A 26,186-nucleotide genomic window follows, 5' to 3' on the forward strand; every position below is an offset into this window, starting at 1 on the left:
CTCAACAAACAAACTGCCGCCTCAAACGAGACGACAGTTTCTTTTAGTTTATGGAAAGCTACAAAGCGATCTTGCTACTCTAATATACTTCCATTTCCCATAAGGAATAGCCCCACTGCGTTGCACGCACAGTACCTGTCATGCGAACATATCTAGCGTTTGTTGCTGCAAAGGAAATGTCATCGATACCGCCGTCACCAGTAGTTGTAGCAAATACTTGCGTCCAATTCGTGCCATTGGTCGATACTTCGATTTTATAGCTTGAGCCAAATGCAGTCTCCCAGTTCAATAATACACGACTGATGTTCATTGCGGCTCCGAGATCAACAGCGATCCACTGCGGATCGCTGCTTGCAGATTCCCAGCGAGTACCCGGATTGCCGTCAAACGCAAAGTTTGCTGCTTGCACCGGATTGGCTGAGGAAGTTGCCGTTTTGTTCAACGCAAGATTCACAGAAGCTGCCGCTGCGATAGCCTGGGATACGGTTGCATCGGAATACCCGGTCGCTTTCACTTCAATCGCATAAGACTTGGCTGTCGGAAACAGTGCAGCGTTCAATGTCACTTTACCTGCAGTCACGGTATATTGATTCGCAGCGACTGCTGTACCATCCACCGTTACTGCGTTGATCGCGCCTCTCCATGCCGCGTTATCAGTGAACGTAACGTCTATTGGTTGACCGACGTTGTTCAGAGTTGCGTCGGCTGCAAGTGACGGAGGCGTTTGAATAACTGCTCCGCTGCCATAGACTTCAAACTCCCAGAGCGAATAACCATAAATCGTTCCGCGCACCGTGCCTGTCATGCGAACATATCTGGCATTCGTTGCCGTGAACGAAAGATCATCGATACCGCCGTCTCCGGTAGTAGTCGCGTAAACTTGCGACCAATTCGTGCCGTCAGTCGATACTTCGACTTTATAGCTCTTCGCGTAGGCAGGCTCCCAGTTCAGGACGACGCGATTAACGGATTGGGTCGATCCTAGATCAACAGAGATCCACTGCGGATCGCTGCTTGCAGATTCCCAGCGAGTACCCGGATTGCCGTCAAACGCAAAGTTTGCTGCTTGAAGCGGATTGGCTGAGGAAGTTGCCGTTTTGTTCAATGCAAGATTCACAGAAGGTGCCGCTGCGATAGCTTGGGATACGGTTGCATCGGAATACCCGGTCGCTTTCACTGTAATCGCATAAGATTTGGCTATCGGAAACAGTGCAGCGTTCAATGTCAATTTACCTGCAGTCACGGTATATTGATTCGCAGCGACTGCTGTATCATCCACCGTTACTGCGTTGATCGCGCCCCTCCATGCCGTATTATCGGCGAAAGTTATGTCGATCGGTTGCCCCACTGTGTTTTGAGTGCCATCAGCAGTCAATACAGGTGGTGTTCCTAGATTCGTTGTGCTTTGCGGATTCACATTCACTAGTTTGCCGGCCGGTACTACTGCCGAACCTGTCGTACCCGCACTATTTCTGAAAGTGACTGTGATTGCAGCGCTAGTCGGATTCCATATCAATGCGCTATAAGTTGTCCCTTTTTTGTACACGGTAGCATTCGCGCCGCCAGTTGCCCATATATCTTTGGTGCGTGTGCCTAGCGTGTTGATACTGTGCAAGAACCAGTACGTGTTGAACACTTCATTTTGCTGCATTGTAGGCGGGTTAAATTTATTGATTGCGCCCTGCGTATCGCTCAACGCTTGAATCGGTAACGTAATATGATCCCATGATGGATCACTTGGTCCGCCGTTATCGGCAATTAGACCGTTGAAAAGCGTTCCGACTTTCGCCGTATCGAAGCCGTACGTTGTCAAGTACTCAGATGTTGGCAACCAGTGAATGCCATACACAAATGTTGGACGGCCATCAAAGAAGGTTCCGAAGAAGTTCGTAGTGCCGTAAACTTGGCCAACAGATTTGTGTGTATAACCTGGCAGCCAGTTGTCTTGGTCGTAGTTGAACCAATATTGCTCTACTGCCTTTTCTTCCGTTGTGAATCCATAAATTCCAGCGTTGCGGTATGCGGTATTGCCTGTTGCCGTACCCCATAAATATTCGCCTACCCAACCAAATAGCGCTTCGCCTGCAGCTTCTTGGTTATTGCCGCTGTTTACGTTATCGGCATAACCACCAGCCCATGAGTGGCCTTCATATGGATCGAAGTTACGGAAGAATGGGAATAGCGGGTCTGTTTTGGACGGATTCGCATAGTCGCGGATCAAGTTGTCGACCATGGTTCCATACTTTAATTTGAAGTCCTGATCAAAGTTGGCAAGTACTGCTGATGCGAATACATAATAGCCATACGTAAAATGGTGATCCGTAATGCCGGAGTTAGCGCCGAATCCACTGTCTCTGTAGATCAGCGTGCCCCAGTCTGAGTTATAATCGAAGTAGTAGCTTTGCTCACCAGCCGTATACGTGTACCAATCCGAAAGGATCGTTTTCATCCGGCTTACGAATAAATTTTTGTAATTGTTATCTCCGATTTGATCGGCAATTAATGCGCCCATTGCAAGCGGATGTAATTTTTTGCCTTGCCAGTATGCATCGGAATTCATCAGATTGGTAGCTGTGTCGGTATCCAGCAGAGCCAAATACTGAAGCAGCGATTGACGTGAATAACCTGCATCGCCTGGCTCTGTAAATTGGGGAACGATACCATAGAATTTGTCCACGGTTGTGAAGCTATTCCCTTCGGACACTTTCATCGTTCCACGAATGGATGGATAAGAAAGCGCCGTCAAAGGTGTTGTCGTGATTTTCCATTGATGAGGCAATTGCGCTGTTAATGTTACATTCGAGAAACCTGTACGTTTAAGAGCAGTTGTAAAGTTAAACGTCGTGGAAACTTCGGAAGTCGTGTCATTAAAGTTATAAGACACAGTCGTTCCAGTTACGAATGCATAGCCATGTTGGTAGTAGTAGTTCAGGTTAGAAACCGCTGGAAGTGTTGCGAGGGACATGTAATTTTGGCCGCCGCCTAATTGCATTTTCAGCTTAGAACCGATTTTGGTGAAAATTGTCCCAGCTGGTACATTTACGCCATAATATCTTGTCACTTGTGCAGGTGTCGGTGCACCATTCGAATTCGTTACTTGAATACCGATATGATCTGCGGTAAGCGTAGCACCGTCGGTTGCAAGAATGGTGTTGTTATTGTCATCGAAGAAACGAGTTGTTGCCGGTAAATATAATTGTGCTGAAGTTGGATCGCGAAATGTGTTGTACAGATAAGGCGATCCTTTGACAAAAGTGGTCTTGATCTCAGACGTGCCGTCGCTCAAAGAAGCGTCTGCCGACCAATCGCCATAACCTGTGATTTTGTTAACCATGTTGGCTGGATTCATGTTACTCGTTGTGATGTAAATGTCCGGATTGCCATCGGCAGCCTGAACGTTGCCATCTGTGGAAGTAAATCCAGCTCCAGGATTAAAAGTACCCAAGCCTTGTTTGGTGTACTTGGATTTGAACGGCAATGTAATGACGCCGTTATCGATTTTATTGATCATAATAGCTTGCCACCAATCATTGGAAGGCAGTGGCATATTCACCGTATTCGCTTTGTACTGTGGATATCTTGGTTGTGCAATCGAAATATCGTCTTTGGCATAGCTGCCTTGACCGGCAGGCACTGTTGTAATTGTTGGCAGCGCTGGGATCGTATATGTCGGTTGTGGATCGCCGGCTACATAGTCATACGCTTGAAATTCAAAGATCGAATACCCAAAGGTCGTTGCTCGGCTAATGCCCTGCATTCTAACAAAACGACCCGCAGCGTAAATCGGTAAGTTCAATGTTGCGCCGCTTGCGCCATGCATCTCGCGATACACCGTCGTCCAGTTCGTCGCATCATTGGAAACTTGGATGTTATAAATACTGCCCGCTGCTGACTCCCAATTGATGATGACTCGACCGAGCGTATGCACGCTGCCTAGATCGACATAAATCCACTCGTTATCCGTGTGGTTCGACGACCAGCGAGTTGTTGCATCACCGTCAACAACCAAAGGTGGCAGCGTTGAGTTTGGCGGCAAATAGTCCGCCACCTCATAGGAGGACGCCGTTACTGGTTTATTCAGGGCAACGTTAGTGCCAAGATGAACCGGTGGCGGATTTACGCCCCCTGTACCATAAACTTCAAATTCAAACAATGAAATCCCATACGCTGCGATTGAACGCGCATTGGAAAGTAAACGAATATAACGGCCAGACGCAGTAAGCGTTATCAAATCAACGCCACCGTCACCCGCAGAATTGGAGTAAACATCCGACCACGTCAATTCGTCATTGGACGTTTGCAGCTTGTAATCCGTGGAATATGCGCCTTCCCAACGCAAAGTTACACCTGTAATGCTGGCGTTTGCGCCAAGATCGACATAAATCCATTGATTATCGACGCCCCATGCGCTCTCCCAACGCGTGCTTTGATTACTGTCAAAAGCAAGATCCGGCGAGCTGTTGCCATTCGTCGATGACGAATATGCCGGACGATCTTGCGATAATAAATAAGCTCCCGCTGCATTTGCATGCGTTGGCGGAATGACGTTCAATAAACTGAACACGATGGCTGCGATCATGGTGTACACAGCGAACGACCTAAGCTTGAAGCTGGCACGAATGCCTCGGTTTTTCATGAAAATCCTCCTTGTAATTTGAGTTCCGGTATTGCATGTACATTGTCTAGATGTAAATCCTACCCACGCTCCCTCCCCTTTTAAAACATTTCGAAACTACCTCGATTGGAAAGAATCATGAGATAGTACTTAAAATTTATGCTCTAGTCCAAATATTCGCAATTGTACAATTCAACGATTTCGAACACAATAACATGAATCTATAGATGAAACTCAAATTATTACTTTGACACACAGAGTAATGTGTGTTGAATTTACTCCATCAGGTAGAAATGATGGCGAGGAATTTGGCCCACCTAAGAATGAATCCAGCTTCAGATCGATCACCATTGATGATGATACATTAGATGCTCTCATAGAGCATAGGAAATTCATCACAAAAGAGAAATGGAATGCTATGCAGGAAGAGGCAGCCGCAGGACTCGTAAAATACTCTTCCAGAACAAAAAGGCAGCAACCAAAGAAGCGTAAACAACGACTTCTAGGATTGCTGCCTTTTTACTACCACAGATAAAGCTTTTGCTTGAAATCCCCACATGGAGATTGGCGAAAAATGAAAAAAAGCCTTATATATCAAGGCTTTTCTCGGGATGCGGTCGGAGGGATTTGAACCCTCACGCCTTGTGAGCGCCACCCCCTCAAGATGGTGTGTCTGCCGTTCCACCACGACCGCGCATATGTTTGGAAGAAAAAATCTTCCTTAGGGTAGAAAGTGAGCCATGAAGGACTCGAACCTTCGACACCCTGATTAAAAGTCAGGTGCTCTACCAACTGAGCTAATGGCTCGCAGCCCATATTGGGATAATAATGACCCGTAGGGGACTCGAACCCCTGTTACCTCCGTGAAAGGGAGGTGTCTTAACCACTTGACCAACGGGCCATAATGTCTTCAAACCATGCTGCCCGTTTTGACGACAAGTGTTATTATAACGGATAATACAAGGGATGACAAGCACAAATTCTGGAACTTTACTTGGGAAATATGCTATGCTGATCACATACTTACGAACAAGAGGTGCAAGCCATCCATGCTCATATATGAGACTATCCACGGCAAAGTCCATGAGGAAGCCATACGTGTTCCAACTCCTGACGAAGTTGCTTGGATTCGTTTGGAAAACCCATCCGCTAACGAAGTTAAGCATGTATTAGGCGATCTATTCCACTGTCACCCGCTCCTTGTGGAAGACGCTATTAAACTAAATCAACGTCCCAAAATGGATACTTACACAAATCATGTCTTTTTAACTTTCTTTGCCGTCTCCGCGCAGTTGGAGCCCCAGGAAATCGGCATCGTCATCGGGAGTAATTTCGTTATCACAGTATATAAAGAAAAGATCCCTTTCCTTGATCAGCTGCACCAAACCTGTCTAGAAGTGGCTCAAAGAATGAATCATTCTGGCGCAATTCTCCATGCCATATTGGATCGATGCGTTGACGACTACTCCGTTGTCGTCGATCATTTCGACGACCGTTTGGACGAAATGGAACAAAGCGTGTATGATAACCCTGTAATCCGGATATCGCGGGATATTTTCCAGATCAAACGCACTCTGCACCAGATTCGGCGTGTAATCGTTGAGGAGAGAATTACCCTCTCAGCCATAAGCCATCATTCATTTCCTTACAAACGCATGGAGGACGAAGTATACTTCATAGATATTATCGACCATACCTCGCGAGTCGTCGATTCATTAGATATTTTCCGAGAATCACTCACCGGCTTGCTCGAACTGCAGATGAGTATGAAGTCGGACCGAATGAACGAAATTATGAAGACGTTAACGCTATTTAGCACGATTTTCCTTCCTCTGACATTTATCGTTGGACTCTATGGAATGAATTTCAAAAGCATTCCCGAGCTTAGTTGGGATCACGGTTATTTATATGTTTGGATGCTGATGATTATCATCGGCGTTGCCATGTGGTACTACTTTAAGCGTAAACGTTGGTTTTAATACAAAGGCACCCCAAGTGATCATATGATCCCTTGGAGCGCCTTTTGGTCATTAGTCTATTTGAAAATAAGCCACAGATTCATTCAACGTGTCCACAACGGATTTCAGTTGTTCGGAAGCCGCTGCAATATTTTGCATCATGGCCAACTGCTCTTCCGTCGCCGCCGCAACACCTTGCGATTTCATGAGAATCTGCTCGGCCGTGGAGGATGAATGCTCCATCGTTGCTGAAATCTCTTGTGAGCTTGCTGACATTTGTTCTGTAATGGCTGATGTTTCATGGATTTGCGAAACAATTTGCTGCACGGATTCCATAATCGTATGGAAGCTTCGATTCACTTCCAACATCATTTCCGAGCCCATACTTGCTTCTTGTTTTGTAGCACTCATAGATTCGGAGACGCTTGTTATTTCCACACGCGTTTCGTGAATCAGCTGGTTGATCCCATCCGCTGACTGAATGGACTGGCTCGCCAATTTACGAATTTCATTGGCTACCACGTTAAACCCTTTGCCATGTTCGCCTGCTCGAGCCGCTTCTATGGAGGCGTTTAATGAAAGCAAGTTCGTCTGATTCGCGAAATTCGTAATACTTGAGGCAATGTGATCAATTTCATCCGACTTGCGCGTCAATGACTGTACCGTCAGTGAGAGCTGGTCGACAGCACCTAGAATGCTGGACATTTGTTTCTGAAGACGGCTGAGCAGATCATTTCCGATCTTCGCATGTGTCGAAGTCAGCGATGAATGCTCCGCCATTGCTCCCGAATTTTCAGCAACCCGTTGGATGCCAATCGCCATTTCTTCGATCGCTCTGCTTGTCTCCACGCTGCTTCTAGCCTGGGATTCCACATTTAACGTCATATCCTGAATATTCCCTGCCACATGCTCTGCCGCAGTTGCCGATTCTTTTGAGCTGTCGTTCAACTCGAAAGAGGCTGCATGCACAAATTTGGTATTGTGCGCAATGACCCCGATGAGCTCCTTTATTTTCATCACCATCATGTCAACGGATTCGGTAATCTGCCCTAACTCATCTTTGGCATATTTCTCCTGCGGTTGATGGCGAAGATCGCCTGCGGCTACTTTGCCTGTGACGGCTACAATTCGTCGAACCGTCTGCATAATTTTATTAATAATAAACGAACCTGCAGCAAGTAATGCTACAATAATAATCACTACAGATACATATATCGACCATTGTGATTTCTTGTTTTCCTTTTGAATCTCATCAATGCTCGTTTTCGCATAGGTATCTAGAATTTCCCCAACCGAATTCAGACCCTCTCGCCCTTTTTCAAACGTCGTCTGCAATTTGGCATCATTAATGACACCCTTCCCCGTCTTCGAAGAATCCACGGTTTGTTTCGCTTCTTTGGCCCATTGATCGAATAGCGAATGAAAACTATTGAAGTTCTGTTCAATCGTTAACTTCGTCCCATCATGAGCAACTTGAAGCAAATGCTGCCCGTCCAGAATATTCGCCGCCTCTCCCACCCGGGAATTGGCCTGATCGATATTCTCTTTCAACAACTTCGCTTGCTGAGCTTTATCTTCCGCATTCAACGTCCCCGAAACAAGCAGCTGATAGGCTGCCAATGCCTGATACATGTCACGATCCGCATTCAAAATGAGCGACGTACTCTTGTCTGTTGTTTCATAAAGCGACGATGCCAGCTTGCTTGTGTTCGCCTCGTTCAGCTGCAGCAAATAAACACTCGTCACTGCAAACAACAAGGAAGGAACCAATAACAGAAGTAAAAGTCTTACCCTAATTGAAACTAATTTTGCCATTATCCACAGCCCCCGTAAGTATGAATACATATTCTCTTATCTTATCGGAAATAGATTTAGACGATGTTAGATAACTGTTAGAAAATTATGATATTTGCAGAAAATAAAAAAAATAAGCCCGATGGCATGCGAACCATCGGACTTATCCTAATTGAGTACGGAGAGAGAGGGATTCGAACCCTCGCACCGCTTACGCAGTCTAACCCCTTAGCAGAGGGTCCCCTTATAGCCACTTGGGTATCTCTCCAAAAGATATGGCTCCCCGAACAGGACTCGAACCTGTGACAACTCGATTAACAGTCGAGTGCTCTACCAACTGAGCTATCAGGGAATGAACATTTATTATTTTATTATGAAGGCGCCACCAAGTCAAGTGTGAATGATTTCAGCTTCCCTTTACAATTCCCGCAAGCATATTTGCGCACATCCATTTTGCGCATACGGTAGTATTCCGTTTTGCAATTCACGCACTCCAGCCTGTATTTATAAGACTTCTTCTTGGAAGGCTGCGGCAAAGACTGGCAGAACCTGCTCCCTCCAACTTGTTTGAGCAATGTTTTGAAATCGTTATCCTTATGCTGGTAGCCGCGCTTGAGAATATGCAGATGATAATGACATAATTCATGCTTGATGATACTCTCAATTTCGTCGCGTCCGAAAGACTCCCACTGTACCCAACTAATCTCAATATCATGGGATTTGGTGAAATAGCGTCCACCCGTGGATCTTAGCCTTCGGTTAAACCGCGCTTGATGTATAAAAGGCCTGCCAAACGATGCCAAAGAGATCTGCTCGACCCATTGCTGCAGCTCTTGATCATCCATCAGAAAAACGCTCCTTTGCCAAGTTCTCACTTGAATTTGTACCTTATGTACGGCTATACTGTCAAGTAGAAAAGAAGAACGTAGTCTCAATTGAGAGGGGAATTAACGATTATTATGCCACAAATGCGATATGCCATCCTTAAACATGAACAGCAATTGGAATTTGTAGAAATGCCATCCGCTTATATGTACCAACTGACAGCGCTCAATCAACGCTTGCATAAAGAAGTCGAAAAGCTTACCGCTGCCGATGTGCCACAGCTCCCGCGAGTCATTGCCGAATGTGACAATTTAGAGCTGATCGGTACTGCGAACACCCTCACCCATGGATTGGACTATATTAATGCATTAGAACAGTCATTTGCAGGAATTCAAGAGAAGTCCTACCCGCTCATCTCATTGCTCACTGAAATCCGCGCACTCCAAGCTCAGCTTGAACAATGGTATGAAGAGGAATTCGAAGCGTAAGGGATCATATCCAAAACTAAACGACCAAACTATCCATTGTCCAAAAATCGAAATGCAAAAGCCTAAAACGGACCTGCACCCATATCACCCATTTCTCATATGCTATTAGTACATAGTTAGGAAGGGGATGGGCACATGCCGCAATGGCTCTGTAATCAATTAATGCGGGCCTTCCAGAACAAAAACCGCAAACAAATTCGATTGTTGAACGATAGCTGGTTCTTTTACCGCACCCGCCGCTCACAAGAGGAGTGGCCTGACACCCAATCGACGGACGGACCGGGCAAACGTAAATATTAGTGCAAATGAAACCGAGACCTATGTGATATGGGTTTCGGTTTTTTTATTGCATTTATTTTTTAAAAATGTGAAAAATACTACTGTTTTTTTGTTTATTTTCTGATACGATATGTATCGAATGAATAAGAGAAGCGCACATACCCCATGACGATAAGGAGGCGTCTGGCAGCAATCAGAAATAACCCCTAGTATGACCCCATCGATTACTTCTGGTATCTCACCGTATTATCCACCCGTATTAGGTACTCATGTTCCTAATCCCGCCTGATTGTAAACTTATCTTCCACAACCAACCTTTTTTCAACCTTGTTTATGAAGCTTATTTAGTACTGTCTTTTTGGGCGCTACGCGATGCGTATGTGTTTATTTCAGTGATTTTATTTGAATAATGGAGATGAATCCCCGTGAATTTAAAAAGAAAAAGCTCACTTTTGGTGTGCTCATTTTTAGTCGCCGCTCAAACATTTGGCTTTGGCGGCGCAGCTCAAGCTGAATCTGTAGGAACCATAAATGCGAATGAGGTACTTACTGAAATCAACGGGCTTGCACCCAGAAGCGTTTCTGTTACCGACGCGACTTATTCAGTTCTGGATACCGCTGCACCTTCGATTCCAACAAATTTAGTTTCCACCGCCAAAACCGCTGTATCTGTTTCGTTTAGCTGGAACGCTTCAACGGATAACGTAGGAGTAAAAGGCTATGAAATTTACAGCAATGGCGTCAAGGTTTCCACCAGCATAAGCCCTACCTACACAGCTACGAACCTCACCCCAAACACAAACTATAACTTTACTGTGAAAGCCTTGGATGCTGCTGGCAATGCATCTGCGGAAAGCCAGACTCTTTCAATAACAACAAGCCCGGTTGTGGCACTTGCCGGAAATGAGACCTTGTATGAGATTGAGAATTTGGTGCAAACAAATTCAGGGGATACATTTGGAGCAGTGTCCGATGCTGTCGCCAGCGGCGGGAAATGGGCGCTCTACAATTCAAACGCAGTTGGCGATTTTGTTGAGTATGAGATTAATGTCCCTGAGACAGGAAACTATAATTTAAAATTATTATACAAGTCTGGGAACAACAGAGGAATAGCGCAAGTTTCATTAAACGGTACTTCACTTGGTTCTCCATTTGACTTCTATAACAACAACGTTTACTACCTAGAGAAAGACTTTGGAATAGTGAATTTAAATGCCGGCGTTAAAAATAAAATCAAATTCTTAGTTACCGGTAAAAATGCTTTAGGCACTGGATATATCATCACGCTTGACGCCATTAAACTCACTAAGCAAACTGCCACTGATACAATCGCCCCTACAGCGCCAACCAGCCTTACAGCCCCGACCAAAACAGACACATCCATCTCATTAAGCTGGACGGCTTCAACCGACAACATCGGCGTGACCGGCTATGACGTTTACAACGGTACTGCCCTTGTCGGAACAACAACCGGAACCACTTACAACGCAACAGGCCTGCAACCTGCCACTGCGTATACCTTTACCGTAAAGGCTAAAGATGCCGCTGGTAACGTTTCTGCCGCCAGCAACGCAGTTAGTGCCACTACGAATCCTGCCGCTACGGACCAGTATTTATTTGAGATTGAAAGCCTTCCGCAAGCAGATTCCGGGGATACATCGACAATTACCCCAGATGCTGCGGCAAGCGCCGGACAATGGGAAAACTACCAGGCAAATGCAATTAACGATTACACTGAATATGCAGTAAATGTACCGAAAGCAGGCGCATATGAAGTTATCGTGAAAGCTAAAAAAGGGACAACAGGCGGTACTGCTCAGCTTTCCTTTGACGGCACCAATTTGGGATCCGGCATTGATTTTTACAAGTCTGCAGCGGCTTTCGAGGATATCAGTAAAGGTATGATCAGCTTCTCGAGTGCTGGATTTAAAATCGTTCGTTTCACCGTAACAGGGAAAAACGCTGCAAGCACCGGTTATTCACTCCCGCTTGATGCCATTAAGCTTGTTGGCACGACAGATACTGCTGCTCCAACAGCGCCTACAGATTTGATCATGACTGCCAAAAGCAGTTCGACCGTGTCATTAAGCTGGACGCCTTCTACAGATAATGTGGGTGTAACCAACTATGAAGTCTACAACAGCAACGTTAGAATCGCTATCTCACCAGTCGCCGTAGGAGCCCAATATATCGTCAATGGACTGTCGCCAAACACGTCTTATACCTTTACTGTAAAAGCGGTCGATGGGGCAGGCAATACGTCGGCGGCGAGTAACCCTGTTACTGTAACAACAAGCTCCCCCTTACCTCTCTCGCCTCTCCCTGTTACATTAGGCAGCTCACACAACCTCTACATTAAAGGAGATGGAACGGTATGGTCCTGGGGGTACAACGGGTATGGCGGTTTAGGTAACAGTACAACAAACAACTCCTCTGTGCCTTCACAGGTCATTAACTTGGCTAATATGAAAGCTATTGCCGGTGGCAAGTACCACACGCTTGCCGTACGGAATGATGGCTCACTCTTTGCATGGGGATACAACGGGTATGGGCAATTAGGCGATGCGTCTACTACACAACGCACGAGCCCGATCCAAGTGACGTCTCAGACGTTGTTCACAGCCGTTGCCGCTGGGGAAAATCATAGTTTGGCTTTGAAAACAGATGCTACAGTTTGGGCATTTGGTTACAATTACGACGGGCAATTAGGCGACGGCACGACTACGAATCAAAAAACACCAGTTCAAGTAAAAGACTTGACCTCAGTAAGCGCAATTGCTGCTGGCAGATCCTTCTCTCTCGCTTTGAAATCAGACGGCACAGTCTGGTCATGGGGTTCCAACAGCTATGGAGAGTTAGGTACTGGCCTTACAGCGAAAAGCAGCGTCCCTGTTCAAGTCGCCTTTTTGACCAATGTTAAAGCTATTGCAGCCGGCGATTTCCATGGAGTCGCTTTGAAACAAGATGGAACGGTATGGGCATGGGGCTATAATACGAGTGGGCAATTAGGCAACAACTCCACCATCAATCAACTCTCCCCTGTACAAATTAAAGATTTCACCTCTGTAAAAAGCATTGCTGCAGGATCTTATCATACGCTTGCTATCAAACAGGACGGAACTGCTTGGGCATGGGGATACAATGGATACGGGCAGCTCGGCCTAGGCAGCACCACTGAACGCAGCTATCCTGCTCTTATTCCAAATCTGACTTCCGTCAGCTCCCTGGCAGGCGGTGAAAATCAAACTTTAGCGCTTGGCAACGACGGCATTCTTTACAGCTGGGGGAGAAATAATTACGGGCAATTAGGAAACGGTACAACGAATGACAGCTTATCCCCGCAAAAAGTTATCGGTCCGAATATCAACCCGGCCGATGTAACGGCTCCTGCAGCGATCACAGACTTCCGCTTGGTTACCCAAAATGTAAGATCAATGCGATTAGATTGGACTAAAACTACAGACGATGTAGGTGTAAGCAGCTATGAAATTTACAACGGGAACATATTGTTAGGTACAACAGCACCTTCTTCCACCTCATATACCATTAACAATTTGGCTTTAAACACAACTTACGCCTTCAACATCAAATCCAAGGATGCAACCGGCAACCGCTCACAGATCAGTAATATCGTACAAGTGACATCAACTGACAAGACACCTCCGACTACGCCAAAAGACCTCACGCTGCTAGGTGTAACGAGCAATACAGCTACGCTTACTTGGACAGCTAGCACTGATAACGACCTCGTCAAACAATACAATATCTACCTCGGAGCCACTAAAGTTGGAAATACAGGAAGTAACAGCTACACCTTAACTGGTCTCTCTCCTAAAACAGCATACGCAATCACAGTTAAAGCTGAAGACGATGCGGGGAATGAATCCCTGGCTAGTCCTGCACTCTCCGTTACTACTGAGTTACCATAAACGCTATAAGGAGCAAACATTCACTCTATCCGCAACAAATTACAATTTTCTACATTTTTTTATGATAGGCTATTGCAATTCAACATTAGTCGCACTATACTGTAAATAAATGTATATCGTTCCGGAGTGAAGCACACCCCGTTTGCAGCAAGTCTGCATCGGAGGTGTGTTTTTTTTCGCATATAGATATTAAAGGAGGCCTCATTTAATGAAAGACTATAACCAAACATCATCCGAAGTTCTCTATCTTAAAAAGATGCTATCCGGCTGGCTGATACTAAGATTAAACACCTTACAGCTGGAAAATGAATCTGGTGCTTGTCAGAAGCTGCTTAAGCAAGCAGTGCGCATTTCTCAAGCTACTGACTCCGCTTCACCGCATCAAACCGATGTGGAATCACATGACATCTGGAAAATAAGAAAACAACACATAATTGTCCTCGCTCATCGTCACAAAGGGAAAGTTAGACCGAGAGAAGTCGCGGCAGAATTTAATGTCAATATTCGCTCAGCTGCCGAGTGGCTGATGCGGTTTGCAAAGGAAGGCTTGTTTTCTTGCGCAAGCGAGCCTCGATCAGCTAATCTCTATTGGCTGAATGAAAGAGCATTAGCTTCGCCGCGCTTGCATGACTCTAATAAGGAGGGATGTCAAGTTTAGATGATGTTATTCGAATACAGCAAAAGAGGGTGATGCTTCGAATCATATGGGCGAAATGAATCCATTAAGAAAGCAGGTGAGGCCTAATCATTCAGGCTTGGAAGGAATGAATCGGAAGAAGGTGAAAAAAGTTTAAAAACGCGACAAGAGCCTCGTGTTTTTACCACAAGGCTCTTGTTATTTAACATTATTGCGGTTTTTTCATAGTCAGACTGACTCGGCCTTTTTTCTCATCGACGCCGAGCACCCAAACTTGCACGATGTCGCCAACGGAAACAACATCCATGGGGTGCTTGACGAAGCCGTTCTTCAGCTGCGAAATATGCACCAGTCCATCGTTCTTGATGCCGATATCGACAAAAGCGCCAAAGTCGATCACATTGCGCACCGTGCCGGTCAACTCCATGCCCGGCACAAGGTCTTCGAGCTGAAGCACGTCAGTGCGGAAGATCGGCGCGGGGACTTCATCCCGCGGATCCCGCCCAGGACGCTGCAGGCTGTCCAGGATGTCCCGCAGCGTCGGGACACCTACGCCCAGCTTCGGAGCCAGCTCTGCCGGCTCCAGCGTCTGCAGCAGCGCCAGAAGCTGCTGCGATCCCAGCTGCGCCAGTTCCAGGCGCAGCTCCTTGAACAGCCGATCCACCACGTCGTAGGACTCCGGATGGATCGGGGTGTTGTCGAGCGGATTGCGGCTGCCCGGAATCCGCATGAAGCCGACACACTGCTCGAAGGTTTTCGCGCCGAGGCGCGGAACCTTCGACAGCTCCTGTCGGGAGCTGAACTTGCCGTTCTCCTCGCGATACTTCACGATGTTCTTCGCCAGTGTCGCGTTCACGCCCGACACGTAGGACAAGAGCGACGGGGACGCGGTGTTCAGATCCACGCCGACGTGGTTCACGGCCGACTCCACGACGGCCTTCAAGTTCTCGTCGAGCCGCTTCTGCGAGACGTCATGCTGGTACTGCCCGACGCCGATCGCCTTCGGCTCGATCTTGACGAGCTCCGCGAGCGGGTCCTGCAGCCTCCGCGCGATCGAGATCGCGCTGCGCTCGGCCACGTCGAGCTCCGGGAACTCCGTCTGCGCCAGCTTCGACGCAGAGTATACGCTCGCACCCGCTTCGCTGACGATTAAGTACTTGAGCTTGCGCTCCTTGATTTCGCCAATCAGCTCCGCTACAAACTGCTCCGTTTCACGGGAAGCCGTTCCATTCCCAATGACGATCAGCTCGACTTCGTACTTGCTGATCAACTGCTTGAACTTCGCCTTCGCTTCCGCGACCTTATTGTTCGGAGGGGTCGGGTAGGTGACGGCGATTTCAAGCATTTTACCGGTATCGTCGATGACGGCCAGCTTACAGCCCGTCCGGTAAGCCGGATCGACACCGAGCACAACGTGCCCTTTGATGGGAGCTTGGAGCAGCAGATTACGCAGATTTTCCGCGAAAATCTTAATCGCTTGCTCCTCGCCCATCTCTGTCATTTCATTTCGCACCTCACGCTCAATGGAAGGAGCAATTAACCGTTTATAGGCATCTTCAACGATGGCCCGCAGTACATCTTGAACCACGGAAGGTCCCTTAATGATCTGACGCGCGATGTAATCGTGGATTTTATCGACAGGAACGTCCATGCCAACTTTAAGCACTTCCTCCCGCTCCCCGCGATTTATCGCAAGAATCCGGTGCGGAGGAAGCCTGCGTACAGGCTCTTGGTAGGCATAGTACATTTCATAGACAGACTCCTGCTTCGCGTCCTTGGCTTCTGTACGGAGTATACCTTGGTCATGTGTGTATCTGCGCACCCAAGCACGAATCTTCGCATCATCTGCAATATTCTCTGCGATAATGTCCATAGCGCCTTGGATGGCATCAGCCGCACTGCCTACCTGCTTGTCGGCATTTATATAACGTTCAGCCTCCTGCTCGAGCGAACCTTGCCGAGGCTGCTTCCAGATCCAATCAGCCAGTGGCTCCAGCCCGCGCTCTTTGGCCACGCTTGCTCTCGTCTTCCGTTTTTGACGATAGGGTCTATACAAATCTTCGACCTCTTGAAGCTTAACAGCTGCTTCAATCGATTTGCGCAGCTCATCCGTCAGCTTTCCCTGCTCGTCAATCAGACGAACAACCTCGATCTTGCGGTCCTCTAAATTACGGAGATATTGTAAGCGCTCTTCAATGTCCCGCAACTGGTTTTCATCCAATTCCCCCGTCATTTCTTTCCGGTAACGCGCAATAAAAGGAATGGTATTCCCCTCATCCAGCAAGCCCATCGTCGTTTTGACTTTACCGGTTGGCAATTGTAACTCAGCAGAAATCATCTTAAGAATTCGGTCCTGAATCTCAGCCTTCTTCTCTTCGGATAGCTGGAGTTTCTCACGTCGTTCTTCAAACTCGGCCGCTTTCGCTCCGACTGCTGTTTCAACTGAAGCTCCGATTGAACCGCCCGTATCGTTAGCAAGGAACATCTTCTTTTTCAACCTATCCAATAGCATCATGATCATTCCCCAATCCCTTTCATCTGTATGTATGCGTAACCAGAAAGCCAAACAAACCAAAAACGAGGGGAATCATTCACCCTCGTCCGTTCCAGATCCTATTCAAAATTCTATCAGTCCCACGCTAATTTGCAAAGCGTCGTCAACCTTGCGCATCGTTTCTTCATCCAAATGCGTAATTTTGTCCGTAAGCCGTTGCTTATCGATCGTTCGGATTTGTTCTAGCAGTATGACCGAATCCCGATCAAATCCATGCGTTTCCGCATCAATTTCTACATGCGTGGGTAGCTTTGCCTTCTGAATTTGAGCTGTAATTGCTGCAACAATCACGGTTGGGCTAAAGCGGTTGCCGATATCATTCTGGATCACTAGAACAGGACGAACGCCTCCCTGCTCCGACCCGACCACCGGCGAAAGATCTGCGAAAAACACATCGCCACGTTTCACAATCACTTCTCTACACCCCGCTTACTAAGCGATCAAGCGTACCATCCGCTTCTTCCTCCGCTTGAAAAGCTTCAGATGCCATGCTGAGATTGATTTTCGCCATCTCCATATAGCCACGCTGCATGGATTCGCGCAGACTGCGTTTTTTGCGTTCAATCAAATAAAGCTTCATCGCCTGGCGAATGAACTCACTGCGATTGGAATTCTCCTTCTCTACAATGCCATCCACCTCTTGCAGTAGATTGTCAGGCAGACTAATCATTATCCTTTTTGTACTATGCACATTGCTCACACTTTAGCACCCCCAGAGACGATACGAAGACAATATTACCAGTATGTCATCATGAAAACCAAATTATACAATAGATATATGCCTTGAGTATATCATTTATGTTACACGACTGGATATAAGATTTTCAATACTTAGTATTCGCTAACTCTTTCTGAAATTCCTCTCAAATCGGATCAAAATTTACATGGTAATTTTATGAAGCTCCTTAAAAAACTAGTAGCGGTGCCTCATTAGCGGATTAATCACATCTTCGCGTATGCCATTTCGCACATACACACGTGCTACACGATGCGATATCATGCAAATAAATTCATAATTTACCGTTCCCAACTGGCGGGCTACATCTTCCACCGTAATGCGCTCCCCCTCTTGCTCTCCAACAAGAACAACTTCATCACTCACCTGTACATCTGGCACCTGCGTCACATTCACTAAGCATTGATCCATACAAATCCTACCGACGATGGACACCCTCCTGCCTCGTATCAGCGCTTCCGCTTTACACGAAAGCATTCGCGAATAGCCATCCGCATAACCAATCGGCAATGTCGCAATTTGCTCATCTGTTTTCGTATGATAAATCGTGCCATAACTGATTCCTGCGTTTGGAGGAAGCGTTTTAAGGTGAACAATCCCCGTTTTAAGGCTCATCACTGGCTTCAGCTCAATCTTCTCTTGATTCACATCTTCAGAAGGATATAAGCCATACATCGAAATGCCCAGTCGCACCATGGAGTACGTCAAATGAGGCAGATCAATAGCTGCCGCGCTGTTTCCCGCATGGATATAAGGGAAATCAATTTCTCTCCTCTTAAAATGTTCAACAATCCGCTCAAAACGGCGATATTGCTCGTAGGTGTAAGCTTTATCCACTTCATCCGCGTTCGCATAATGCGTAAATAAGCCTTCAACCTCCACATCTGCCAGGGTGAGCGCCTGTTCGATGAAAGGTATCGCGTCCTGTTCTGTATGCAGACCCAATCGTCCCATACCGGTGTCCAGCTTGATATGGATTTTGAGCTTCTTCCTGGCAGCGCGATCCTGGAGCATTTGTTCCCGCTCCTGCCGCTTTAACTCATCAAGAACTTCATAGCTATATACAGCGATCGTAATATCCTTTTGACGTGCCATTTCAAGCCCTTCCGGGGGCGTATAGCCTAAAACCAGAATCGGCGCAGTAATGCCGGCATTGCGCAGCTCCAGCGCCTCGTCAATGAACGCTACGCCCAGATAATCCACACCGGCCGATATGGCCTCTTTAGAGACCCCTACAGCTCCATGACCATAGGCATCCGCCTTTACCACTGCCATGATCTTCATTCCCGCCGGCAGCACCTTTTGAAAGCCTTCAATATTACTTCGCAGCGCATCTAACGATATCTCTACCCACGTAGGGCGATAAAAAGCATCCATGCCGTACACCTCTTTTTTCCTAGTACAAATGCAAATACAAATACAAAGAAAGACCCACTCACATGCGAGTAGGCCCCCTTCCATTTCCGAAACCGTTTCGGACCGATAGATCTATGTTAATCCGAATCGCGAAACCCTGTCAACCTTACTTTCCGGATTGCCCTTCAGTTGCCATCGCAATTTTGATCATTTCACCTGTCGGCAAATCTCCCGTCGAGAGACGGAACTCCACGCCATCATTTGTCCATGTCAGCGTCTTTTTATCTTCACCTGTCAGCACCGCTAACGTGTAGCCCAAATCAATGATTGTGCCTGGCTGCAAGGACACTTCCTTGGCTTGCGGTCTCACCTCGATAAGACTGTAATTGTACTTGCCTTTGTATCGCAGCAGCACCGCTGGATCTTCGCCAAGCTTCATGTCCGTTATATCCTGTTTCACCACATCTTTGGGAAGATAGGTCGGTTCAATAATACCAATATTTTGCGGTTTGCTTGCCGCAGCATTCGACTTGGTGTTTGTATTTTGCTTGCTATCCGCGGTCGATTTCGCGTCTGCAGCCTTCTGTCCTTGTGCTGCCTGACCCGCCTGACTTACTTGCCCCTTTTGGCCCGTCGCCTGATCGGATTGACCGCCTGTCGCGGTTAGATTCTTATCCGTGACCGACTTATCATTTGCAGCGTTATGATCTTCATCTGTCATACTCACATCCGCCGTAGTCGGCATTGTTTGCTGCGACATATTCCAGCTCGTCATATTGCGCTCCATTTGGAAATAATCCTTATCGAACTTCGCATCGAACTCAAATTTCGTGAAATTCACTTGAACCAGCACATTTTGGTTCGCATCCGATACCTGGACCTGCTGTGGAGCCAAATTTTTCTTGCTCAACCAAATCTTTTGGCGGGACAGCGTCTCATTTTGATAATTCGCTGCAACGTCGAACACATATGCATCATTCTCAGTCGTAAATTGACGTTCTTTATCCGCAACGATGCTTTTCGCTAAAGACTCAAATAAATACACCTGGCCTTGATTCTCCGGCCAATCGCTTTGGAAGCGGAAGCTCTTCTTCAAATGAGGCGTTAGTACAAACACGCCATCTTCATTGCGCAGCACAATCTGCGTAACATCCTTCTGCGCATTCGTTAACGAAATACGGTAAAAATGATCCGGCGAGAACGCCACCTCCACCTGATACTCCTGCGGCTGCGTCCCCGTATGAAGGACCATGCTGCCCGATGCTTGATAACTGCCTCGCTTGCTGATCACATGATCCAAATCCTTTACTATAGATCCTGCATCCTTTTTGCCAACCCCGCATCCCGCGAGAACTACTGCTAAGCACAACATGATAGCTACCATCCATGTGACCCGGCGCATTCCATCATCCCCTCACTCATAATTACATCACTAGTACATGCATATGAGGAGACTTGGCCGATTATGCAGACGAGTTGGGGCTTGGCACATATTCAGCCGCAGTACATATTTCCTTCATATTCCTGTGGCATGATGGTAAATATCATTTCTTTTCATAGAATGGAGGATTATCGTATTTGAACACCACCTATTTGAACAACAATCAAAAAACCGTACTTCAAGCTTCACGGGGAGTCGCGGCGTGCCTTGTTCTACTGTTCCATGTATCAGCCATGTCCTTCAAATACTTCCAATATGATTTGCTGGGCATCAGCACGATCGGGAGGTCCGGCGGCTTGGATTTCTTCTTCGTTTTAACAGGGTTCTTGCTATACAGTACATACGGGAAAAATATTGGAACACGAATGCCCATTATGCCTTTTTTAACAAATCGGCTTATTCGAATCTATCCCTTTTACTGGGTAATTACACTCCTTGTACTGCCTGTGTACTTTCTCGTTCCAAGCTTTGGCGTCGGATTTGAAACCAACAAAGCTGCAATCATTCTATCACTTCTGCTTCTGCCTCAAGCCCATGGCCCCATCGTTCCTGTTGCCTGGTCCTTAAGTTATTTCGTATTGTTTTATCTTCTGTTCAGTCTCATTATGGCGTTAGGGAAGAAGCCAGCCCTCATTTTCGCTTCTCTATGGATGACTCTAACCTTGTGCCATGTTTGTAACGTTCCGTTGATCGGTGCCGATATTGACCGCCATTTCTATCTCAGCTTTCTTTTCAGTGAAGTCAACTTAGAATTTGCCTTGGGATGTTTACTTGCAAAGTGGGCCCAGTATCATCCAAGTAGGCAATATAAATTGTTCCTGTTTGCGGGAGCACTAGGCTTTGTATGTTTATGGCTTAACAATAAATATTTGATTCTTCCTTATCATGACTACCTGCTTTACGCGATTCCAGCTACGCTTGTATTATTAGGGGCCGTTTCAGTCCCCGAAAAGCTCCACTTGCCTTTCTCGGTGCAAACACTGGGTAAGCTCGGAAATGCATCCTACACCATACTGCTCACACACCTGTTGTTCATCTCAGTCCTGATGAAACTAAGCAAAGCCACTCATTTCGCCTCAAAAATCGGTTATCTGTGGATTGATGTCCTAATCGTAATCTGCACCATTCCACTTTGCTACCTAGTCTACACCTTTGCAGAAAAACGGCTTGTCATGTTTATCAAACAAGCGATTAAACTCCATCCTTCTAAGTCCCCTAAGCCTGTTTCCTAAGCAAAAAAGAGGCTGCTCACGACTTTTTCAAGTCAAGCTGCCTCTTTTTATCAAATCATCTATCCACTTCTACCACATATACACAATACCGGCGATGATGCCCGCCCAAATCAGGGAGCCAAACACAACGCCAACAATCAAACCTCTGCCAACGGACAGGTTATCTTCTTGGTAAGCGTCTTCATGATCGATCATAAAAAAACCTCCCCTTCCTAGTATATGCACTAGTATGGGGAAGATGTTGGCGAATTATGCGGTTGATGGGAAAAAATTTTAATATGCATTCTTATTAATAAAACCGTTAACAATCGTTCGCCAAATAATTTTAATATCAAATAAAAAAGTCCAATTTTCGATGTAGAAAATGTCATGTTTAATCCGATCCTCGATGGACGTGTCTCCCCTGAGGCCATTGCTCTGGGCCCAACCTGTAATTCCAGGACGAATATGATGCTTCACCATATATTTGGGCACTTCTTCCTTGAATTGTTCCACGAAATAAGGCCTCTCAGGGCGCGGTCCGACGACGCTCATATGACCGAGCAACACATTAAAAAATTGCGGCAGCTCATCCAAACTCGTTTTGCGGAGGAACGTTCCAACCTTCGTACGCCGCGGATCATTTTCAACGGTCCATTCCGTATTTGAGGCGTTGTCCGTCAACACTTTCATGCTTCGAAACTTATACATCATGAACCTTCTGCGATTCAGGCCCACTCTTTCTTGTTTGAAAATGACGGGACCGGGAGAACTCAATTTGATGGCAATTACGGTTGCAATCATCACCGGCAAAGTGATAAGTATGGCGAGAGCTGAAAAGACAATGTCGAAGGCTCTCTTGAACAAACGATTTCGAAACTCATCCAGTGGAATGTCTCGAACATTGATAAGCGGCATATCCGCAAAATTATCAAAATAAGGCCTGGACGGTAAGAAATCATAAAAGTCCGGGATAATCAGTGTCTTAACGCCTATTTTCTCACAAACATTAATAATCGCACCAAATTTTCGATGTGCATCAAGCGGTAATGCAATAATAACCTCATCAACGATAAGATCATTCAAAATCGACTCTAAATCATCAATTTTCCCAATAATCGGTTTATAGTGCTGGTAGGTCACTTCATGCTTCTGAAGGAAATCATCTAGAAATCCTACAACTTCATAACCAAGTTCAGGATGCTGTCTCAACTTCGAGTAAAACTGCCTACCTAGCGAGCCTGCGCCAAGAATGAGAACAAACTGCTTATTGTAACCTTTTTGGCGGGCTTTTTTCAGAGAAATCTTAATCATATAGCGGTAAAAGCTAATCATGAGAATGTTATTTACAAGGAATAAGAGCAAGTATGAACGCGATACGTCGACTTCTTTCATAATAAAGAGGATACTTAGCAGCAACAGTAAGCTGAACAAATGCACCTGAATGATTTTCAAGACTTCAAACGAAAACTGTTTTCTCCTCTTGGGCGTATAGAAATTAACGAAATAACTGATCCCTATCGCGAGCGCTCCGTATGTAAGGCTCCATATGAGGTAGTGCTTGAATGGCAAAGGGCCATCAAAGGGAATCCATCCGCTATTGAATTTAAGCCACCAGGAGAAAAGAAATACGAGCTGAATACAGACGAAATCGACGATGGCATATAACTGTGTCAAAAACCTTTGTCTTTGTCGAATCAAATGTAGTTCACCTCACTGGACGTAATTTATTTCTGATTATGGAAAGCGCTAGTTTCAGGCCAACGCCAGCATACACCATCACATTAATTGGCCATGCATATTGCTGGCGATAATGCTTATTATGGAACAAAATCATTGCACGGTGAAACTCATAAATAATTTTAAAAGGTTTCCTTCGGCTGCTGGCACCTTTGTAATGAATAATCTGCGTGCGCGGGTAGTAGTAATTCACCCAACCTGCTTGTTTAATTCGATAACACCAATCAATATCTTCGCCATACATAAAAAAATCCTCGTCGAGCAAACCAACCTGCTCAATGGCTTCTCTTCGCACTAGCATAAAAGCACCCACAAGAGAATCGATTGGATATTCTTGGTCGGGATCAAGATAGCCGAGCTGATACTGATTAAAGCGCGGAATGTTAGGAAATAACTTAGAGAAGCCAAAAGCATAGTAAAAGGACGCAGAGGGCGTCGGAAAGCCCCGCTTACAGGCTTTATCGAGCGAACCGTCCGGAAGGATGATTTTGCAGCCGCTGGCTCCTACGTTCTTGTGGACGTCCATAAATTGAAGCATAACTTCAAAAGTATCAGACTCGACAACCGTGTCGGAATTCAACAGTAAAATATATCTGCCTTTAGCGATTTTCATGCCTTGGTTGTTCGCTTTGGAAAAGCCCACATTTTGAACGTTTTCAATGCATGTGACTGTTGGGAATCGTTCGACAATAGCCTCAACCGTTTTGTCCCTTGATGCGTTGTCGATGACGATAACTTCAGATGTATAAGATGTACCCGACGCGAATACCGAATCCACGCATTGGAGAGTCAGTTCACGTGTGTTGTAGTTTACAATGATGATACTTAAGTCCATTGTTAAAACCTCATTTGTGTTTGATCCTAATTTTAATTATAACATGCCAAACCTTAATTTTTCATAAAAAATAAGTAAGACTAGTCAGCCTTACTTAAACCATCTGTATATATCCTTATCGGTTACACGACATTTATTTTGAATCGTATTCCTTTTCGACCGTAACAAAGATAATTTATTAAAGTAATTCCGCCAAACTGCCAAGAGCTTTGGCTCTCTCATTATAGCATAACCCAGACTCATTGCTTCATAAATGAACAACGGGATTAGATGCTTCATAATGGCATTCAGCCGATCATTCTTATACATCATCTTATAACGGTTTATGTAGGAAAGTCTTCTAACAAAAAGCGACTTACTGCTTCTGCCGCCTTCCTTCCAGCCTCGCTCATGATACGCAACCGCCTCTGGGTCGAAATACGCTTTCCAACCCATGAGTTGGGCTCTCCAAGCAACATCCACATCTTCTTTGTAAGCAAAGAAGTCTTCATCGAAAAATTCACCATAGATGCTGATATCATCAATCATCTTCCGCGCATACATCGCGGCTGCGCCCGATACGCCAAATACCTCTTCCGCTTGTTGAAATGCTTCGCTCGGCTCGTTAGCGCCGCGATCGAAAGCCCTGCGTGCTTTATTTATTACAAGCCCTGTGCTATCTACATTAACTTGATTCGCTTTGAATAAAAGCTTTCCGGTTGCACTGCCAATACGTTCATCATCCTCCATGCATCTAATTAAATTTCGAATATACCCAGAGTCCAAGGTTACGTCCGGATTTAAAACCAGATGATAATCGGATTGAGATAACCGAATAGCTTGATTATGCCCACCGGCAAATCCATTGTTCTTTGTGTTTCGAACAACAACACATCGATCAGACCACTTGACCAACTTCTCTAAAGTGCCATCCATCGAAGCATTATCAATCACAATAACTTGATTAATTGAGTATTTTTGATTAAAAACAGCTTGCAAACATTCGTCAATATGCTCAGCACTGTTATAAGTTACGATATGGACGCTAACTGTACTCATCCTTCAATCTCCGGCAACTCCTTCAATTATGGAAATAAAAACCCTCCAAGCCTGACTGCGATGTATATTATTTTTAGATTATTTGCTGTCGAATCAAATACTCGATTATGAGCTGAGCTGACTCCTCAGGAGAATAATTCCCTGTTTCAATATTCAATTCTGGTGAACTTGGGGTCTCATAGGGTGCAGAAATTCCAGTAAATTCTTTAATTTCACCCATCCGAGCCTTTTTGTATAGCCCTTTGGGATCTCGCTGCTCGCAGATCTCTAAGGAGCAGTTCAAGTAAACTTCAATAAATTCACCATCGTCAAACAGTGTTTTTACCATTTCCCGATCTGCTCTATAAGGTGAAATAAATGCCGATATCACGAGCACTCCTGCGTCTACGAATAACTTGGATACCTCACCAATTCTGCGAATGTTCTCTTTTCGATCTTCGGCTCTAAAACCTAGGTCCTTATTAAGACCGAGTCGAATGTTATCTCCATCGAGAATATATGTGCGGACTCCTCTTGTGTAAAGCTGCTTCTCTACCTCATTAGCCAATGTTGACTTTCCAGACCCAGACAAACCAGTAAGCCACAACACACAGCTCCTATGTTGATTAAGAACATTACGATCCTGTCTATTAATAGTTGACCTTTGAACAGTTAGGTTTAAAGATGAGGTTTCTATGATGCTGCACCACCTTTACTGCTATCGTGTTAACTTTATGAAGAAAAAATTCACAAACCATTGCATCAGTTCAA

General features: G+C 45.8%; 19 protein-coding genes and 5 tRNA genes. 6 read left to right on the forward strand and 18 right to left on the reverse strand.

Going from position 1 to position 26,186, the window contains the following annotated elements:
- Positions 1–79: 79 nt before the first annotated feature.
- The 4 genes from ABRS97_RS12270 to ABRS97_RS12285 all read right to left on the reverse strand — a co-directional run bounded on the left by ABRS97_RS12270 (position 80) and on the right by ABRS97_RS12285 (position 5,516).
- Positions 80–4,636 (reverse strand): galactose-binding domain-containing protein, encoded by a 4,557-nt coding sequence (locus ABRS97_RS12270; RefSeq protein ID WP_367814205.1) that lies wholly within the window; start codon positions 4,634–4,636, stop codon positions 80–82.
- 591 nt (positions 4,637–5,227) lie between these two features.
- Positions 5,228–5,309, reverse strand: a tRNA-Leu gene (locus ABRS97_RS12275).
- A 40-nt stretch (positions 5,310–5,349) separates the two neighbouring features.
- Positions 5,350–5,422 (reverse strand) — tRNA-Lys (locus ABRS97_RS12280).
- A 22-nt stretch (positions 5,423–5,444) separates the two neighbouring features.
- Positions 5,445–5,516, reverse strand: a tRNA-Glu gene (locus tag ABRS97_RS12285).
- Between the two features lie 148 nt (positions 5,517–5,664).
- On the opposite strand from ABRS97_RS12285, the gene corA reads away from it, so the two are divergent.
- Positions 5,665–6,594, forward strand: coding sequence for a magnesium/cobalt transporter CorA (gene corA, locus ABRS97_RS12290; RefSeq protein ID WP_367814207.1), 930 nt, complete (start codon positions 5,665–5,667; stop codon positions 6,592–6,594).
- Between the two features lie 51 nt (positions 6,595–6,645).
- Here corA and ABRS97_RS12295 read toward each other — a convergent pair whose 3' ends face one another.
- The 4 genes from ABRS97_RS12295 to ABRS97_RS12310 form a co-directional block, all read right to left on the reverse strand.
- Positions 6,646–8,388: a methyl-accepting chemotaxis protein gene (locus ABRS97_RS12295; protein ID WP_367814209.1), complete on the reverse strand. Its 1,743-nt coding sequence runs from the start codon at positions 8,386–8,388 to the stop codon at positions 6,646–6,648.
- A 158-nt stretch (positions 8,389–8,546) separates the two neighbouring features.
- Positions 8,547–8,635 (reverse strand) — tRNA-Ser (locus ABRS97_RS12300).
- Positions 8,636–8,643: 8 nt separating this feature from the next.
- Positions 8,644–8,719: transfer RNA gene (locus ABRS97_RS12305), tRNA-Asn, on the reverse strand.
- 19 nt (positions 8,720–8,738) lie between these two features.
- Positions 8,739–9,212, reverse strand: a complete 474-nt coding sequence (locus ABRS97_RS12310) for a SprT family protein (protein WP_367814210.1) — start codon at positions 9,210–9,212, stop codon at positions 8,739–8,741.
- 114 nt (positions 9,213–9,326) lie between these two features.
- Here ABRS97_RS12310 and ABRS97_RS12315 point away from each other — a divergent pair, with 114 nt between their 5' ends.
- From ABRS97_RS12315 to ABRS97_RS12330, 4 genes are all read left to right on the forward strand, one after another.
- Positions 9,327–9,680: a hydrolase/acyltransferase gene (locus ABRS97_RS12315; protein WP_367814212.1), complete on the forward strand. Its 354-nt coding sequence runs from the start codon at positions 9,327–9,329 to the stop codon at positions 9,678–9,680.
- Between the two features lie 135 nt (positions 9,681–9,815).
- The gene (gene cmpA, locus ABRS97_RS12320; protein ID WP_367814214.1) at positions 9,816–9,980 is read left to right on the forward strand and encodes a cortex morphogenetic protein CmpA; all 165 of its coding nucleotides are present in this window, start codon (positions 9,816–9,818) and stop codon (positions 9,978–9,980) included.
- Positions 9,981–10,384: 404 nt separating this feature from the next.
- Positions 10,385–13,888 (forward strand): RCC1 domain-containing protein, encoded by a 3,504-nt coding sequence (locus ABRS97_RS12325; RefSeq protein ID WP_367814216.1) that lies wholly within the window; start codon positions 10,385–10,387, stop codon positions 13,886–13,888.
- Positions 13,889–14,096: 208 nt separating this feature from the next.
- A complete protein-coding gene (locus tag ABRS97_RS12330; protein WP_367814218.1) occupies positions 14,097–14,546 on the forward strand; it encodes a hypothetical protein in 450 nt (149 codons plus the stop codon).
- A 187-nt stretch (positions 14,547–14,733) separates the two neighbouring features.
- Here the strand turns inward: ABRS97_RS12330 and ABRS97_RS12335 are convergent, their stop codons facing one another.
- The 5 genes from ABRS97_RS12335 to ABRS97_RS12355 form a co-directional block, all read right to left on the reverse strand.
- Positions 14,734–16,863: a Tex family protein gene (locus ABRS97_RS12335; RefSeq protein WP_367814293.1), complete on the reverse strand. Its 2,130-nt coding sequence runs from the start codon at positions 16,861–16,863 to the stop codon at positions 14,734–14,736.
- 279 nt (positions 16,864–17,142) lie between these two features.
- Positions 17,143–17,493: a type II toxin-antitoxin system PemK/MazF family toxin gene (locus tag ABRS97_RS12340; protein WP_028553893.1), complete on the reverse strand. Its 351-nt coding sequence runs from the start codon at positions 17,491–17,493 to the stop codon at positions 17,143–17,145.
- 4 nt (positions 17,494–17,497) lie between these two features.
- On the reverse strand, positions 17,498–17,749 hold the full coding sequence (locus ABRS97_RS12345) for a CopG family ribbon-helix-helix protein (protein WP_157318061.1): 252 nt from the start codon (positions 17,747–17,749) through the stop codon (positions 17,498–17,500).
- Positions 17,750–17,992: 243 nt separating this feature from the next.
- Positions 17,993–19,192: an alanine racemase gene (gene alr / locus ABRS97_RS12350; protein ID WP_367814223.1), complete on the reverse strand. Its 1,200-nt coding sequence runs from the start codon at positions 19,190–19,192 to the stop codon at positions 17,993–17,995.
- 145 nt (positions 19,193–19,337) lie between these two features.
- Positions 19,338–20,573 (reverse strand): outer membrane lipoprotein-sorting protein, encoded by a 1,236-nt coding sequence (locus ABRS97_RS12355; RefSeq protein ID WP_367814225.1) that lies wholly within the window; start codon positions 20,571–20,573, stop codon positions 19,338–19,340.
- Between the two features lie 176 nt (positions 20,574–20,749).
- Between ABRS97_RS12355 and ABRS97_RS12360 the strand changes: the two genes are divergently transcribed.
- Positions 20,750–21,844 (forward strand): acyltransferase family protein, encoded by a 1,095-nt coding sequence (locus ABRS97_RS12360; RefSeq protein ID WP_367814227.1) that lies wholly within the window; start codon positions 20,750–20,752, stop codon positions 21,842–21,844.
- Positions 21,845–21,913: 69 nt separating this feature from the next.
- On the opposite strand, the gene ABRS97_RS12365 is transcribed toward ABRS97_RS12360, so the two are convergent.
- The 5 genes from ABRS97_RS12365 to cysC form a co-directional block, all read right to left on the reverse strand.
- Positions 21,914–22,039, reverse strand: coding sequence for a hypothetical protein (locus ABRS97_RS12365; protein ID WP_367814229.1), 126 nt, complete (start codon positions 22,037–22,039; stop codon positions 21,914–21,916).
- A gap of 78 nt (positions 22,040–22,117) precedes the next feature.
- Positions 22,118–23,524, reverse strand: coding sequence for an undecaprenyl-phosphate glucose phosphotransferase (locus ABRS97_RS12370; RefSeq protein ID WP_367814231.1), 1,407 nt, complete (start codon positions 23,522–23,524; stop codon positions 22,118–22,120).
- Positions 23,525–23,531: 7 nt separating this feature from the next.
- Positions 23,532–24,398, reverse strand: coding sequence for a glycosyltransferase family 2 protein (locus ABRS97_RS12375; protein ID WP_367814232.1), 867 nt, complete (start codon positions 24,396–24,398; stop codon positions 23,532–23,534).
- A gap of 90 nt (positions 24,399–24,488) precedes the next feature.
- Positions 24,489–25,436 carry a glycosyltransferase family 2 protein gene (locus tag ABRS97_RS12380; RefSeq protein ID WP_367814234.1) on the reverse strand — a complete coding sequence of 316 codons (948 nt, stop codon included), beginning with the start codon at positions 25,434–25,436 and terminating at the stop codon, positions 24,489–24,491.
- Between the two features lie 73 nt (positions 25,437–25,509).
- Complete coding sequence (cysC, locus tag ABRS97_RS12385) at positions 25,510–26,112, reverse strand: adenylyl-sulfate kinase (protein ID WP_367814295.1); 603 nt, start codon at positions 26,110–26,112, stop codon at positions 25,510–25,512.
- Positions 26,113–26,186 lie beyond the last annotated feature (74 nt).

Origin of the sequence: Paenibacillus tabacirhizosphaerae (assembly GCF_040812395.1) — a bacterium.
Lineage (GTDB): Bacteria > Bacillota > Bacilli > Paenibacillales > NBRC-103111 > Paenibacillus_E.